Source organism: Vibrio sp. B181a (genome assembly GCF_030248375.1).
Lineage (GTDB): Bacteria > Pseudomonadota > Gammaproteobacteria > Enterobacterales > Vibrionaceae > Vibrio > Vibrio campbellii.
This window is the reverse complement of sequence record NZ_JAHGAD010000027.1, coordinates 14,370-29,285: the sequence shown is the minus strand read 5'-3', so window position 1 is coordinate 29,285 and position 14,916 is coordinate 14,370. Positions and strand designations below refer to the sequence as shown.

Annotated in this window: 12 protein-coding genes; 4 read left to right on the top strand and 8 right to left on the bottom strand. The window is 44.9% G+C overall.

All coding sequences use genetic code 11. The features are described from left to right. Positions 1-159: 159 nt before the first annotated feature. Complete coding sequence (locus tag KIO97_RS13410; protein WP_285382929.1) at positions 160-948, bottom strand: SUMF1/EgtB/PvdO family nonheme iron enzyme; 789 nt, start codon at positions 946-948, stop codon at positions 160-162. 176 nt (positions 949-1,124) lie between these two features. Between KIO97_RS13410 and KIO97_RS13405 the strand changes: the two genes are divergently transcribed. Continuing rightward, the gene (locus KIO97_RS13405; RefSeq protein ID WP_285382927.1) at positions 1,125-2,447 is read left to right on the top strand and encodes an anaerobic sulfatase maturase; all 1,323 of its coding nucleotides are present in this window, start codon (positions 1,125-1,127) and stop codon (positions 2,445-2,447) included. Positions 2,448-2,457: 10 nt separating this feature from the next. Then, positions 2,458-3,531: a tetratricopeptide repeat protein gene (locus KIO97_RS13400; protein WP_285382925.1), complete on the top strand. Its 1,074-nt coding sequence runs from the start codon at positions 2,458-2,460 to the stop codon at positions 3,529-3,531. A gap of 19 nt (positions 3,532-3,550) precedes the next feature. On the opposite strand, the gene KIO97_RS13395 is transcribed toward KIO97_RS13400, so the two are convergent. Next, entirely contained in the window at positions 3,551-5,167 is a 1,617-nt protein-coding gene (locus KIO97_RS13395; RefSeq protein WP_285382923.1) for a VRR-NUC domain-containing protein, read from the bottom strand. A 95-nt stretch (positions 5,168-5,262) separates the two neighbouring features. Then, the gene (locus tag KIO97_RS13390) at positions 5,263-6,495 is read right to left on the bottom strand and encodes an OFA family MFS transporter (RefSeq protein WP_010452181.1); all 1,233 of its coding nucleotides are present in this window, start codon (positions 6,493-6,495) and stop codon (positions 5,263-5,265) included. Between the two features lie 576 nt (positions 6,496-7,071). Here KIO97_RS13390 and KIO97_RS13385 point away from each other — a divergent pair. After that, the gene (locus KIO97_RS13385; protein ID WP_005447150.1) at positions 7,072-7,428 is read left to right on the top strand and encodes a hypothetical protein; all 357 of its coding nucleotides are present in this window, start codon (positions 7,072-7,074) and stop codon (positions 7,426-7,428) included. A gap of 65 nt (positions 7,429-7,493) precedes the next feature. Here the strand turns inward: KIO97_RS13385 and KIO97_RS13380 are convergent, their stop codons facing one another. From KIO97_RS13380 to KIO97_RS13365, 4 genes are all read right to left on the bottom strand, one after another. Next, entirely contained in the window at positions 7,494-9,362 is a 1,869-nt protein-coding gene (locus KIO97_RS13380; protein ID WP_285382920.1) for a M48 family metallopeptidase, read from the bottom strand. Further along, entirely contained in the window at positions 9,362-9,952 is a 591-nt protein-coding gene (locus KIO97_RS13375) for a LemA family protein (protein ID WP_038891689.1), read from the bottom strand. Before KIO97_RS13375 ends, KIO97_RS13380 begins: the two co-directional genes overlap by 1 nt. 225 nt (positions 9,953-10,177) lie before the next feature. Then, positions 10,178-11,545, bottom strand: a complete 1,368-nt coding sequence (gene dcuC / locus KIO97_RS13370) for an anaerobic C4-dicarboxylate transporter DcuC (RefSeq protein WP_012129600.1) — start codon at positions 11,543-11,545, stop codon at positions 10,178-10,180. A 382-nt stretch (positions 11,546-11,927) separates the two neighbouring features. Beyond that, positions 11,928-13,052, bottom strand: a complete 1,125-nt coding sequence (locus KIO97_RS13365) for a fatty acid desaturase (RefSeq protein ID WP_045369066.1) — start codon at positions 13,050-13,052, stop codon at positions 11,928-11,930. Positions 13,053-13,345: 293 nt separating this feature from the next. Here KIO97_RS13365 and KIO97_RS13360 point away from each other — a divergent pair, with 293 nt between their 5' ends. Further along, on the top strand, positions 13,346-13,894 hold the full coding sequence (locus KIO97_RS13360; protein ID WP_005426812.1) for a GNAT family N-acetyltransferase: 549 nt from the start codon (positions 13,346-13,348) through the stop codon (positions 13,892-13,894). 339 nt (positions 13,895-14,233) lie between these two features. On the opposite strand, the gene KIO97_RS13355 is transcribed toward KIO97_RS13360, so the two are convergent. Next, positions 14,234-14,851, bottom strand: a complete 618-nt coding sequence (locus KIO97_RS13355) for an HAD family phosphatase (protein WP_285382916.1) — start codon at positions 14,849-14,851, stop codon at positions 14,234-14,236. Between the last annotated feature and the right edge of the window lie 65 nt (positions 14,852-14,916).

Below are 14,916 nucleotides of genomic sequence, written 5' to 3'. Positions count from 1 at the left end.
TTTACCTAAGTTTGAATGTATTGCTTGTATACATTTGAGGTTAAATGAGAACAACGTGGATCTAGCCTCTTTCCCTAACCATTTCCCTAACCAAGAGACGCGTTAATTGGTAAGAATGCGTAAAGGGGCAGTAACGTCGCTTCTCATGCGTAATCGTGCTTAATCAGCATCTTTAGCAAGGCGAAGTCCCATGTCCGACATAATTATAGACTGGCTAGCGAAGTCTCGACGGAAATTCTCTGATTCATCAGAATCATAGGCAAAGCTGCCGCCTCGTACGGACTTGTGTGCTAGGCCTGCTTTTTCGTCTTTAGCGTTGTTCGGATTCTCGGTTGGACCAAAGCGGTAGAAGGTGTCGTCATAAGCATCAATAACGAACTCACCAACGTTGCCTGTCATGTCATACAGACCAAGCTCATTGGGTTGCTTTTGACCAACTGGGTGAGCTTGGTTTTTAGAGTTATCGACGTACCACGCCACATCAGCAATGTTGTTTGAGCCTGCGTAAGTGAAACCTTGGCTCTTGTTACCACCTTTTGCGGCAAACTCCCATTCCGCTTCTGTCGGTAAGCGGTAGTTTTCACCAGTCAGTTCGTTCAACTTCTCAATGAAGTAATTTGCTTGTTGCCAGCTCAAGTTATTAACGGGAATGTTTGCACCTTGGAAGTAGCTCATTGAAGAACCCATGACAGATTCGAATAATTCTTGAGTGACCTCGAATTTGGAAATGTAGAAGCCGTCTACCTTTACTTCACGTGCTGGGGTTTCTGCCTTCTTGGCGGAGTCGCTGTCCGATCCCATGACAAATGAACCGCCTTCAACCAACACCATGTCTTGACCAATGTTAAGCGCGATAGGGTGCGGTGATTGAGTTGCACAACCACTCATTAATACGCTGAATGATAGAATGGAAAGTGCGGTTAACGATTTGCTTTTAAATGATTTCATCAATAGTTTCTCGCCAAAAAAGTCACGATAAATATTAGCAATAAACGCTATGAAAAAAGGTTATAAACGGTATAACAAGCCTCTTGTAATAATGGGATTTATGATTAGGTCATCAAGGTGAGAATGGCAGGCTTATGAGCGTTCTCAGCTGCATTTCATAACGAAAAAGGTGACGTATGCACATTACTCAAGGTCCTCAGTTCAACGGTAAAGCCTCTAAGCGTTTGCATGTCATGGCAAAGCCTATTGGGGCAGCTTGTAACATTGATTGCACTTACTGCTATTACCTCAGCAAACAGGACTTACTTGAGTACAAAAAAGGCTGCACGCCTGTGATGGCTGAAGAGACGTTAGAAACCTATATTCGTCAGTACATTGAAGGACAGAACACGCCGGAAATCATCTTCTCTTGGCAGGGTGGTGAACCAACGATGTTGGGCTTGGATTACTTTAAAAAGATTGTTGAGTTTCAATCTAAGTACAAGCCTGAAGGCGTGGTTATTTCTAACGATTTACAAACCAATGGCACGTTGCTCAACGACGATTGGTGTGCATTTCTAAAAGCAAATAACTTCTTGGTCGGTTTGAGTATCGACGGGCCAGAAATGATGCACAACGCTTACCGAACCAACCGTGTAGGGCGTGGCACGTTTAATCAAGTGATGAAGGCTGTTGAACTGCTGCACAAACACGAAGTGAAGTTCGCAACACTAACTTGTGTAAACAATCTAACCAGCCGTAATCCTCTTGAGGTGTACCGATTCCTGCGTGATGAAGTGTGTTCTCCACAAATGCAGTTTATTCCCATCGTGGAACAAAAAACGTTCCGTACTACAGCTCCTCAAACATGGGAGCCGCAAGAGCAGCTGAAACAAGGCGACAAGCGTCTGATTCCTGGTCACAAAGACTCTGTGGTTGAGCCATGGTGTGTGGCAGACGAGGCGTGGGGTAACTTCCTTATCGCGATTTTTGATGAGTGGATTCAACACGACATTGGCAAGGTGTTTGTTCAGTACTTTGAAGCGAGTGTAGAGACTTGGATGGGGCGCAAAAACCCACTTTGTACACTGGGCGAGATTTGCGGCAAAGGCTTGGCAATGGAACCAAACGGTGATGTTTTCGCTTGTGACCACTATGTTTATCCAGAATACAAGATTGGCAACATCCACCACGAAAAATTAGACACGTTGGCGTATGGTCCTGAGCAACAAAAGTTTGGCTTTGCCAAGACTCGCTCGCTAACCAAGCAGTGCCAACAGTGTGATTACCAATTCGCTTGCTACGGCGAGTGTCCGAAAAACCGTTTCATTCGCACCAAAGACGGTGAACCAGGGTTGAACTACCTGTGTGCAGGCTGGAAAAAGTTCTTCTCTCATGCTGATAAGGCAATGGCATACATTCTTCGCGCTACGGGTAACCCTGTGGCACATGGCAAATACAGTGATGCAGTGCTACGCCAACAAGCGGCGAAGCGTCCTGTATTCGAAACCAAATTTTAAGGGGATTGATATGACATTCTCAAAAACGTTATTAGCTGTCGCTTTAGGTGTCACCGCAAGCCAATCTGTTGCAGCGCAGGATGAAACCTTGCTCGCACCAGACCAAGTCTCTTCTGCCAGCGTGACAAGCTCTCAAAAAGCAAACTCGGCACAGATGTCGCCACAGCAAGTGGTTGCGAAGTGGTCTTATCAAGCTCAAGACGTGAAACAGCCAGTAGAAAAGCGTATTGAAGCGTTGCATGAGCTGGCTAAATACCCAAGTCAAAACGCGCTGGTGGCGGTTGCACGCAGTCTTCAAGATCAAGACCCTGCGGTTCGTGAAGCTGCGATTGTCGGAGCAGAACCTTACACGATTGAACATCGCTGGCGCATGATTGAGCCACTGTTGAGTGATCCAGAGGCGATGGTTCGTATTACAGCTGCGACTAACTTAGTGCGTGATTTTTCTAACGTGAGCAGCGAGCAACAACAAACGCTTGAAGCCCCGGTTGCTGAACTGATCAGCTACTTAGAGCACAAGAAAGACGACGGCTCTAAACTGCTGTTAGCGGATGTCTATCGTTGGCACCATGAATGGGATAAAGCGGATAAAATCTATCAAGCTTTAGTGACCAATCAGCCGGAGAATCCACAAATCTGGTTAAGCTTGGCGGATAACTACCGAGCGCAGCAACGCGATGCTGATGCAGTGAAGACGTTGGATTCTGCGATCAAACTTCATCCTGATAATGCGTCTTTGCATTACTCGAAAGCGCTGACATTAGTGCGTCTGGATGAGAAGAAGAATGCAGCCACAGAAATCGAAAAAGCGGCCAAAATGGCGAAAGATAACAGCTACTACTGGTATCTCAATGGCGTACTGCAAGAAGAATACAACCTAGACAAATCGGTGAAGTCTTTTGAGCAAGCGTATTTGATTTCTGGTGCGCCGGAACAGCTTTATGCGGTTTGCGACATTTATGTTCGTTACGACAACCCGAAAACCGATGAGTGCTTGGGCGAACTAGAGAAAGTCGCACCAAGCTACGTGATTGATCAATTGAAAGAGAAGAAAGGGCAGAAGAACGCCAAAGTAAACCGCTAAAGCTCTTTTAGCTCTTTCCCTAAGCTTGTGCTGTTACATAACAAACTGAGAACGGTACATTGAGGCGATTGAACTCCTTGATCCAACGCCATTGGTTATCTTGGAGTTTATCGCCCGGACCTTTCACTTCAATCCATTCAAACTTCCCACCTTTAAATGCAATCAAATCCGGCATGCCGTTTCGATAGAGTTTTAGGTCGCTTAACTGCACGTTAAACAGTTCGACCAACAGGTCATTAGGGATGTGTTCAAGTGCTAGGGAAATCAGCTCTTCGTTCACATACGCCCAACTGACGAAGGGATTACTTACCCCAACTTTATCTCTGTATGTATCAATCAGCGCCTGCGTCTTCCCTTGTTGAACTTGCTCAAGCGCATTGTCGATAAGCTGCTTTCTTTTATCGACAAAATCGGCGTGATACAAATCCAATGGTCGATGTTGATAAGCGTTAATGAATGCACCTTCTATCGGTGCAAAAATCGCATCCCACAAGGTCAATCCTAACAAGCTGTTGAGTAGGGTATTCTCGGAATAGAAAACGCTCCAACCTAAACTTTCGAAATGCGCTTTGGTTGCCAGCTCCACACGTTGTTGGGACAGATCCAATTCGATGTGGTATTCGCTGCACTTGGGCTTGGTGGCTCTCGGGACATTCAAGCCTTGTTTACGTTTAACACGTTGTTCGAGCTTCTGTGCCACCTCAAACTCAGAGACATCGATAGGGTCAGCGAGCATGGCCGTGACAATGTCACCAAATAAATCGTTTTGTTCTAGCTTGTCGTATATGCGAGCACGACGCTCTCGGCTTGGGGCGAGAGTGGTCGTCTCAAACAGTGCGATTGCAATTTCAAGCTCGTTTATGCGCTCGTAATCACGGGCAATGTCGTTAATCATGTGCTCGCGTTTACGGTCGACGTAGCGATGTTCAACCCGTTCTGGCATCGCTTCGATAAGAATATCGAGGTTCTCTTTTTGTTTTCTGTCGCATTGCCAATAAAGGTTGGAGAGCTGGCTGAGTTCAATAAGACGATCGATTTGCTCTCTGCTCTCAAAGAATCGACGCGTTTTACTTAACTGGTATTGTTCGAATTGGTGCAAGCCTAAATCGTCGAGCACGAACTGGCTAAGGTCTTGATGGGTATTAGCAAAAAACAGCGTCAACAAAACATCAATCATGTGTGCGGAGTTAAGCTTAATCACTGTGAAATCCAGAGCCTCAAATAGCTCGAAACGCTCTTCACTCAGGCATGCCACTAATGCCTCTTTCTTGAGGGATTTGGGATGCTCAGGATAGAGCATGACAATCTCTGGCTTAGTCAGTAGATTTGCTGCTAACTCTTGCGTTGTTAGGTCAGGGGAGAGCGAGACAAAGTCATGAGCTGCCAGTTCATCCAAAGCAGACTGGATATTCTCGATTTCTTGATAGTTGAGTTTGTCGCTGCGAAACCAGCAACCTTTACGGCTGTATAGGCGAACAAGAAGACACTGTGCGGGTTTGTTCAAGCTCTCAAACGCGGATAGCCATTGGTGTTCATCTGGGCTAAGTAAGTCGCTGTACCACTCGGTAGCGTGCTGTGTGAGCTTAAAGAAGTTATCGAGATAGTAATCTGGCGCGAGTTCGACGGTGTTTTCCATAACCAACTAATAATAAAAAAGGCTTAACCCATAGGTTAAGCCTTTTTCGAATCAATTTCTGCAGATCTATTAGATAAATAGAACTGAACTGGCGATTAAGCGTTTTTCAGTTGCGCTACTTTCGCTTCAGTCAGTGGTTTAGTGATGAACGCTAGTACGATACATACCGCCATCATTGCCGCTGAGATAGTGTAAGCAAGCGTGTAACCGTCACCGTTAGTCATTGAGAAACCAACAACAGCAGCACCGATTGCACCACCGATACCCCATGCTGTGTATAGCACGCCGTAGTTAGTACCGTAGTTCTTCAGACCGTAGAATTCAGCCGTTAGAGTAGGGAATACAGCTAGAAGCGTACCGTAACCAACTGCTGCAATTGCTGTGCCGATGATCAGCGTGAACTCAGTTTTGAACGTTGCAAACAGAACCATGTTGATGCCCTGTAGAACGAACGCTAGAAGAAGAGTACGTACGCCACCGATCTTGTCTGCAAGCATACCAGCTGCTACACGACCGCCTGAGTTAAATACCGCAAGGATAGACGCTAGGTAAACCGCGTTTGGTAGGTTCGCTTGAACGCTTGCGATAGTTGTGATGTTACCGATGATCATAAGACCAACAGAAGCTGCGAACGCGTACATGATCCATAGAGAATAGAACTGTGGCGTTTTAAGCATTGCTTTCCAAGTTAGGTCGTCAGACTTCTTCACAACCTTAGGTGCTTGACCTTCTTTTACTTTAGGTTCAGCTGGCGTGTAATCCGCTGGTGGGTTGTTGATTGTTGCTGCTAGAGGAACAGCGATAGCAAGGATACCAACACCAAGAACTAGGAAGCTCGTTTGGATGCCCATGCTGTCGATCAGCGCAGAAGTCACAGGAGCTAGGTAGATAGCTGCTAGACCGAAACCTGCTGCGATGATCCCGTTAACCATACCTTTCTTAGATGCGTGGAACCACTTCATTGCTGAAGGAGAAAGACACGCGTAACCAAAACCGATACCTGCACCAGTGATCACACCGAAAGTGATGTTCAGCATTAGTGGTGAGTTAACAAAACCAGACGCGATCATGCCTAGACCTGTTAGAACAGTACCTAGGATAAGGATCAAACGTGGACCCATACGGTCTTGAAGAATACCTGCAACAAGAAGACAGATAGAGAAAGTAATAGTTGCAGTCGCGTAAGGTGCAGATGCTTCTGCTGCGCTCCAGCCTGACTCAGTCACTAGTGCTTTGTTGAATACACTCCAAGCATACAGGATGCCAAGACAAAGGTTGATACAGAATCCTGCTAGCAGGATGCGCATAGCTTTATCAATCTTGCTCATTTTTGTTCTCAGTAATACCTCTTGGCGGATAGCAAAGAGGGGTCGGTTTAAAGATAGGGTTTGCTCAAAATAAGTTTGCGTTTTTCAACGTATAACGTAATGAGCGCGGATTATAACCAATAAATGTGTGATTGGAATCTCTTTTTACCCCTATGACTAAAAATAATTTGAAACATTAAAAATGTTTGTAATGGGATGGTTTTATATATGAAGGAAATGTTGATCTAACGTAAAGAATCGTTGATTTGGTAGTGAGATCCTAAGTGAAACGAGATGGATAGCGTGAAGTTAAGTGTTTGGCTCACAGTTTAAGCAAAAAGTTTCAAAATATTTTAGTGTTAATGTTCTGTAACAAAAGTGGCCAAAATAGAGACTGTTTTCTGTAAGTGCAGGATCTAAAGGGTTTATAAATTAGAGAATGTTAACCACTTGTAATAACTTGATTTCAAGGGGGAGGGTGAACATAAAGTGAGCAAAAAATGTGCTTGTAATTGCTAAATAGATAAGCAAAATAGGGCGCAAAATGAGTTTTCATTAATGAAAGGATGCTTTTCTCTACTCGTAGTGAGGTGACTTATGAAATTGTTCCTATTACTTATGGCTTCTGTTTCTGCAGGTGTCGCATCAGCAGATCACATCCATTCATTCATGCTAGGTCTTTCTATTGCATCGCTTGCAGTAGGTAGCTGCTACTTCTTCGCATTCCGTAGTTCGCGTTTCCCACAGCTTGCTTTGTTCCTACTGATCTGTGGCATGTTATCTAAATTGACGATTACAGTGATCGGCGTAATGTGGGGTATGTCAGCAGAGCTGATTACTTCTCCTATCGTGTTTGCTTTGTCTTACTTGTTCTTCTCACTAGCAGTAACCTACCTATGGTTCAGTTATCGTCAAAGCATTACCAAGATTCCAGAGCGCTTTAAAGCTGCTTAATCAGCGTCACTTATAGCCGAATACAAAAACGCCAGCGATCATCGCTGGCGTTTTACTTTGTGCCGTTAAAGCGTCACGGTAAGCGGCGGTTCTGGAACTTCCAAGAAACACGCTACCACTCGGTACAGTTCGCCTTCTGCAACGGTGATCTTACCGTCAGACTCAATTGCTAAACGACACGCCTTAACGAACTGGCGTCGTTGAGCTGGCTTCAGTTGTAGCAACAGTTCTAATGCCGCGCGACTTAAACGCCAGTTGTTGTTTGGCTCTTCCAATGTCGTTTCTGCAAATCCTAGCGAGGTGAGCGAAGCGTTGAATGCGCGTTGTGCGCCTTCTCGTTCTGAATGCGTGACCCACGCCAATTCACGTAGCAACCAGTGTACGCTTTCTTGGAGTTGCTTGAAGGTCTTGTTTTGGCGAGTAGAACCAAAAGGCGCAAGAAGCTGCTTTTCCAACAAGTTAACGACGCACCATTCACCCAGTGAGTAGTGATTATCCGTTTGAGACAATTCTCGCAGAACTTGGCAAAGTCTATTTTTCTGACCTTCACTCATTGATTTAAGTGCTGGGATAGCGAGCTCTAGCAGAGGAAGCCTTAAGTGCAGGGGCAAATCGTAATCCAGCCATGGTAACAGCTTTGCGTGCGAGACCATTGGAATATGACCTTTGATCATCTCACGTTGCACATCGCTGCCATCAAAGATCAGGAGCAATGCAATAAAGCGGGAGCTGTAGGGCTCACGTGCAATGTCTACCAAGTCTTGGGGCAATTGGCTGATCAGTTGTTTACCTGTATCACTTAGTTCTGAGGAAGTTGGCGTGGCTCTTTGTGGTTCATGGTCTTGAGAGTTGAAATCGGCATCCGACGCAAATCCACTGACTTGTTCACTTCCAAACGCTGAAGTGTTGCTCTGACTTCTGTGCGAAAAGCTGCCGTCCCAGTTGGGCTCTATACGACGGATTCGCTCTTCCAGAGGCGGGTGAGTAGCGAAGAAGCCGGTAAAGCCAGACAAGTTGCTTTGTCCAAACATCATGTGGCTCATTTGGCTGCTCGCTTGCGCATCCAAGCTAGAGCCAGATGCGTGACCGCCAATCTTTTTCAAAGCACCTGAAATACCTTGGTCATTACGAGTAAACTGAACCGCACTCGCGTCCGCCAAGAACTCACGTTGTCGTGAGATAGCTGCTTTGATCATTGATCCAAATAAAGTACCAACCCAGCCAAGCACCAAACATACAATCGCGATCAACATAATGACAGCGAAGCCTTTATCGGAATCCGAAGAGCTTCTTGATGCGCGGCTCGTGTAGTGTGTATTGTCGAGAACCAAGTGACCCAAGTGCGCAATACAAGTAATGCCGAACAAGACGCCAATCAAGCGCGTGTTCATACGCATATCGCCATTTAATACGTGGCTGAACTCGTGAGCAATAACACCTTGCAGTTCATCACGGGAAAAGCTGTCTAGCGCGCCTTGTGTGACACCGATTACGGCATCATCAATACTCATGCCTGCAGCAAACGCGTTAATACCTCGTTCTTCCTGCATGACATAAACAGGAGGAACGGGAATGCCAGATGCGATTGCCATCTCTTCAACCACATTAAGCAATTGACGGTGTTTCGTGTCAGTTGTATTCGAGGAGATAAGCTTACCCCCAATACTTTCAGCAACGCCGCGACCGCCATTGGAAGAGAGCTCAGATAAGCGAAACATAGAGCTGATGGCGACAACCAGTGCCACGCCTCCAAAGCACAATAAGGTGTAGGTGATGGCGGTTCGTTGATCAAACGGCTCCCCAGTGACCCCGTAATAAATGGCAATCGACAGTACGCTGACCAAGGCAGTGATGATTAATACTGCTAAGGAAAACAGAAACACCAAAAGCCCGGTACGCTGACGTGCGGTATCTTGATGGTCAAAGAAATCCATTAGAATTCAACCTTTGGCGCTTCTTGAATTGCTTCACTGTCTGCAAACTCAAGCAGCTTACCGTCTTGGAAGCCAAACATATTGGCAAATAGAACTGGTGGGAAAGTCTGCTTGTAAGTGTTGTAGCTGGTGACAGCATCGTTAAAAGCTTGGCGAGCAAAAGCGACTTTATTCTCTGTGCTAGTCAGCTCTTCTTGCAGTTGAGTCATTGTTTCGTTGGCTTTCAGTTCTGGGTAAGCTTCAACAACAACATTTAACTTACTTAGCGCATTTTGTAGCATGCCTTCTGCTTGTGCCAGTTGGTTAATGGCCGCATCGCTATCTGGCGCATCACTTGCTGCTTTCAAGCCAGAAATCGCTTGGTTACGTGCTTGGATGACACGCTCAAACGTTTCTTTCTCATGCTCCATGTAACCTTTCGCAGTGCTAACAAGGTTTGGGATCAGGTCGTAACGACGTTTTAGCTGAACCTCAATCTGAGCAAAGCTGTTTTTAAAGCGATTACGTAGCGTCACTAGTTTGTTGTAAATGCTGACCGCAAACACCGCGATAAGCAAAACGATGACGATAAAAACAATAAGTGAAGTCATAGTAAGTTCCATTTTGTGAATGTATTGGAACGTTATATAAGTACCTGAGAGATTAAGCAAATTGGTCTTGCTTATAATGTGCAGTGTTTTGTAAATAAGAGACACATTGTGTATTCAATGCGGAGTATTAAGAGAGGGGATAGGTGACGATAAGGTGTATTGAATGGATAAAAAAGCTCGACATAGAAGCCGAGCTTTTGTTGATTTGCGCGATGTAACTTCAGTTTATGCCGTCATTGGTACAAGCACCATAGTACCGATGATCACAGTAATCAGACCTGCGAGAACAGGCACTGATGTACGCTTCACTACTTCGAATGGGCTGATGTTTGCCATACCAGAAGTCGCAACGATTACACCAGATACCGGCGAGATAGTACGACCTAGGTTAGAAGCTTGTAGCATTGGGATGATTAGGAACGCAGGGTTTAAACCCATCTTCGCAGCCAGTGAAGGTGCAAGCTCTACGAACGCATAGAATGGAGCGTTACCAGAACCTGTCGCAATCGCAGCGGCAACAGTTAGGCCAGTTAGGATAAGCATTAGTGCAACACCGCCAGCACCTGCATTGTCTGCAAGATGAAGTAGGTTATCGATAGCACCAATTGACATTAAACCTTGTGCGAAAACACCCGCCGCAACCAACAGCATTACTACGCCTTTAAACGCATCTGCCATGCCCGCATAACAAGAATCAAGATCTTCAAGCGACTTCTTACCGTCAAATTTGTTCACCACATAGTGAATTACTGCACCCAAGAAGATAGAACCTACAACGATGGTGTAGATGTCTAGAGTCAGGCCAGGAATCGTGCGACCGTTGAATAGGAATACGCCGATGATTGGTAGGAAAGGAAGAACCGCATAGAACGCTGGCGCATCTGCTTTGATCTCAGATACGTCAATCTTTTCCATTGGCGTATTGTCTTTCTTATCTAGGTATTTATTCCAGAAGAAAGCCGCTGCAGCCATTACGATGATTGCACAGATAGAAACAGGCAGTACGGTTTGAACCGCGAACACGTCAAGTGCTAGGCCTGATTTTTCTGCTGCGATAACCACGTCACCAGAAGTTGGCGAAAGGATGATTGCCGCAGGTGAAGCACACACTGCTACCGCAGCAGGGCGAGAGATACCCATTGCCGTCATCATTGGGAATAGGGTAGCCATCAATAGTACGCCTAGACCTGTTGCTGAACTCACTGCAAGAGACATCAAACATGCCACGATGTAAGCCGCTACCAAAAGGACGTATGGAGACTTGATGACAGAAAGCGGTTTAGAGAACTGTTTTACGACTACATTGTTTGCACCGATGTGTGTCATGTAAGACGCGAAGCCACAAAGTAGCATGATTTGCATACCAAGGCCGCCGCCACGGTATTGAAGCATGTATTTTACGTACTCTAGTGCGTCCGTCACCATATTACCCGTTGAGGTTACTTTTGATGGCAGAACGTCATGGCCAAGGATGCCAGTCATTAGAAGCAAACTAATACCCGCGGTTAATAACACGCCAGCGGCTTTGTAGCCTTTGACAATGAAATAACCCACAGCAATGGTCACTACCAAGCCAATTAAGAGCTCTAACATAGGGTTGTCTCCAGATATTATGAAAAAAAGAAAGAAACTGTTTCAGTTTATGTCTGTGAATTTACAGAATTCTTTCCTGTGGCACGAGACTAAATTAGAGCTAGCATGATCTAAAACAAATAATAGATTAATAAATAATTGCCTTGGATTATATTGTTTAAATTACGTTTTTTAGGTGTTATGTACTGGTTTTATGGATTTTAATGAAACGAAAATATGAACAATTTATCGAATAAAAATCGTACGAAATGATTAAAAAGTGGCAAAAGTGATACTTCGAGCTAGATCACGTTAAAGGGACTTGATTGTACAAAAAAGCTCCGAATGATCGGAGCTTTTGTTTTGAGGTCGTTATTTCAACGTTGTTATATTGAAGCGCAGATTAGGCGTAGCGACGTACTAAAAGGTTCCAACTGCGTTGTTGACGCTCAAATTCTTCTTTAATTTGTTGGTACTTCAACTTTGATACCGAGCGCTCGTATTTTTTCACTACTGTCGCTGTTTTCTCTCCGAGCACTTCTTTGCGCACTTCGTAGTATTCCTGCATATGATGGACTAGAGCATCAAACTCTTGCTGGAGCTGGTCTCTGATTGATTGGCTGTTCGGCTTACTCTCAAGTTTCTCTTTCGCTTTTTTCAATAACTGAGTTGCACGCGCTTTCTCGATGCGAAACGTCGATGTCGTGCGAAGCTTCGTTGTTAAGCCCAACCAAGAACAGGACTTGATCAGCCATTTTGTTGGATCGTAATGCCACCAGTAGACACCATTGCGGTAATCGTTTTCAAAGATGTGGTGGAAGTTATGGTAGCCCTCACCAAACGTAAAGAATGCCAAAATACCATTGTCACGAGCGGTGTTCTTATCAGTAAAGGTTTGTTTGCCCCAAACATGTGCCAATGAATTGATAAAGAAAGTTGTGTGATGGCTCAAAAACAGGCGAGCAGCACCAACGATCAGGAACATTCCCCAGATATCACCATAGATAAGACCCAATAAAAGAGGGAAGCCGATATTAGTCACAATAGCTAAAGGAACGTAATACTTGTGCTGCCATGCAACGATTTTGTCTCGCTTCAAATCGCGACAGTTCGTGTACTCGTTCTCTCTTGATTTGTTGTAATCACGAAGCATCCAACCAATATGCGAGTACCAAAAACCGCGTTTTGCTGAATACGGGTCTTTGTCGTTATCGTCGACATGTTTGTGATGAACTCGATGATCAGAGGACCAATGCATCGCACTGTTTTGAAGAGAGAAGGCACCACCGATGGCAAAGATGAATCGTAAAACTGGGTGAGCTTCGTAGGTTTTGTGGCTCCATAGGCGGTGATAACCCGCGGTAATGGAGAGATTGGTAAAGCTAAAGGCGAGAATGCCCCAGATCAGATGTTCCCAACCTAATCCGTAATGGTATGCATACCAAGGCAATACAACGAAGGTCAGTATAAAGCTGGCAGAAAATATCAATATATTCAGCCAGATAAGAGGCGGTTTATTATGCGTCACGGTGTGTCCCTAACTTTGAGCTAACAACTGTACGCCAGAATATCAGCGTACACGTGTAAGTCAAACTAAAGTTAGATGACTTTGTTTCGAGTTGTGACAGTTCTATCGTTAAGGGCAAGCTCGCAATAAACAGCGGTTGTCGGTGGGATATTTTGCTTTTAAACGAATAATGAGTAGTATTAATCAATGAGCTGTGGCTATAGATTTGTAAAATCTGCCAATAATATGTAGTTAATGAGGTGGAAAATGCCAAAGCTCGTTAGAGAAGCAATAAAAGAAAATAGGAATACGTAATGGAATTACGATTAGCGGAATATAAGGATTATGAACGCATCGCGCAGTTACATGCGGACAGCTGGAAGCGTCATTACCGCGGAGTGTTAAGTGATGCGTACTTGGATAGTGAAGCCATCGACGACAAGCTGTTGATATGGCAAACGCGCTTAACCAACCCGCCATTCAACCAACACATTGTTTTAGCAGAAGAGGGGGGACTTCTTCTTGGTTTCATTTGCGTGTTTGGTAATCATGACTTTGAGCGTGGTAGCTTTATTGAGGCATTACACGTTGATGATAGCTACCGCGGAAGAGGCATTGGTAAACAGTTACTTCTTGCTGTAGCAGAATGGCACCAGCAATACTTTAAGGACAGTGGTTTATACCTTGAGGTGGTCTCCCAAAACGAACCTGCGGTTGAGTTTTATCAACACATTGGTGGACAAGAATGCCAAGAGCGAAACTGGAAAACGCCAGGTGGTAATGAAGTGCTAGAGAAGGTGTTTCGTTGGTCAAGTGCGCAATCACTCGTTAATGGCATCGAAGAGAACGTGGTTTACTCATAGCCCTTGTCATTGACTTATACCCAAGTAACCTCGAGATGCTAGGTTCAGCGAGACTGACTTGGTTTGTAGACGCGGCGGCGATTTAAAGGTTTAGTGGGTCTAAATCAAGAATAGGCAACAAAGTATGCAAGCCAAAACAGCTCGCCCTTTGGGAGCGTGTCATTGACCCGATTGCTGCGTCAAACAACTTGGAAATAGCTGGCTATTACACTGCGTTGTTTTTCTTGCTCTCGAATCAATGACAACGCTCTGAATCCTGCATCTTGAAGTCACTTGGGTATACACCCTGTAGAGCCTAAAAGAGCAGCGAAGTGCTGCTCTTTGTCGTTAGAACCAATCCTAAAAGCTCAACCCCATGGCTTTTAGTTCATACTCACATTGTTCTGCGTGCTTAAATTGAATCGCCTCAATGCCTACCTCGCGTGCGCCTTCAACGTTATAGGGCATATCGTCGAGGAACACGGTTTCTTTCGCTAAAAGTTGATGGGTTTCTAATAGGCTCTGATAGATCTCTGGTTGAGGCTTCAACAAGCCAAGTTCTGCAGATACTGTTGTGCCCTCAAATAACGGCCAAAAGTCATACGTAGCTTTTAGATATTCAACGATCTCTACTACATTGTCAGTCAGAGCGAACACACGATATCCTGCTGATTTTATGCGCTTTAGAAGGTCCACACTGCCATAAATCAGAAGTTGGGTATGCTTCACGTAGTAAAAGAAACGCTCTGCTTCGCTCTCAGACAACTGTTTTTCGAGTTGATACCGCTGTTTGGCTTGTGTTTCTGTAATCAGCCCTTTGTTCAAATCCAACCAAATCGCACTCGTGAAAAGATCTTTCGCTAACGCCTCGGCATCGACATCATTTCCAAAAGTCAGTCTCACGATTTCGATTGGTGACCACCTTACGAGTACATTACCTACATCGAATACGACATTTTTAATTTCTACTGGTTGCATATGTGTCCTTGTTTGATAAGTTGAATAGGGAAGTGACCACTGTGCTGGTGTTTGTATGCTGCATG

Coding starts and splice junctions, on each gene's coding strand:
- KIO97_RS13355 (WP_285382916.1), bottom strand. CDS start 14,851: ATGCAACCAGTAGAAATTAAAAATGTCGTATTCGATGTAGGTAATGTA.
- KIO97_RS13380 (WP_285382920.1), bottom strand. CDS start 9,362: ATGGATTTCTTTGACCATCAAGATACCGCACGTCAGCGTACCGGGCTT.
- KIO97_RS13360 (WP_005426812.1), top strand. CDS start 13,346: ATGGAATTACGATTAGCGGAATATAAGGATTATGAACGCATCGCGCAG.
- KIO97_RS13375 (WP_038891689.1), bottom strand. CDS start 9,952: ATGACTTCACTTATTGTTTTTATCGTCATCGTTTTGCTTATCGCGGTG.
- dcuC (WP_012129600.1), bottom strand. CDS start 11,545: ATGTTAGAGCTCTTAATTGGCTTGGTAGTGACCATTGCTGTGGGTTAT.
- KIO97_RS13400 (WP_285382925.1), top strand. CDS start 2,458: ATGACATTCTCAAAAACGTTATTAGCTGTCGCTTTAGGTGTCACCGCA.
- KIO97_RS13385 (WP_005447150.1), top strand. CDS start 7,072: ATGAAATTGTTCCTATTACTTATGGCTTCTGTTTCTGCAGGTGTCGCA.
- KIO97_RS13395 (WP_285382923.1), bottom strand. CDS start 5,167: ATGGAAAACACCGTCGAACTCGCGCCAGATTACTATCTCGATAACTTC.
- KIO97_RS13410 (WP_285382929.1), bottom strand. CDS start 948: ATGAAATCATTTAAAAGCAAATCGTTAACCGCACTTTCCATTCTATCA.
- KIO97_RS13405 (WP_285382927.1), top strand. CDS start 1,125: ATGCACATTACTCAAGGTCCTCAGTTCAACGGTAAAGCCTCTAAGCGT.
- KIO97_RS13390 (WP_010452181.1), bottom strand. CDS start 6,495: ATGAGCAAGATTGATAAAGCTATGCGCATCCTGCTAGCAGGATTCTGT.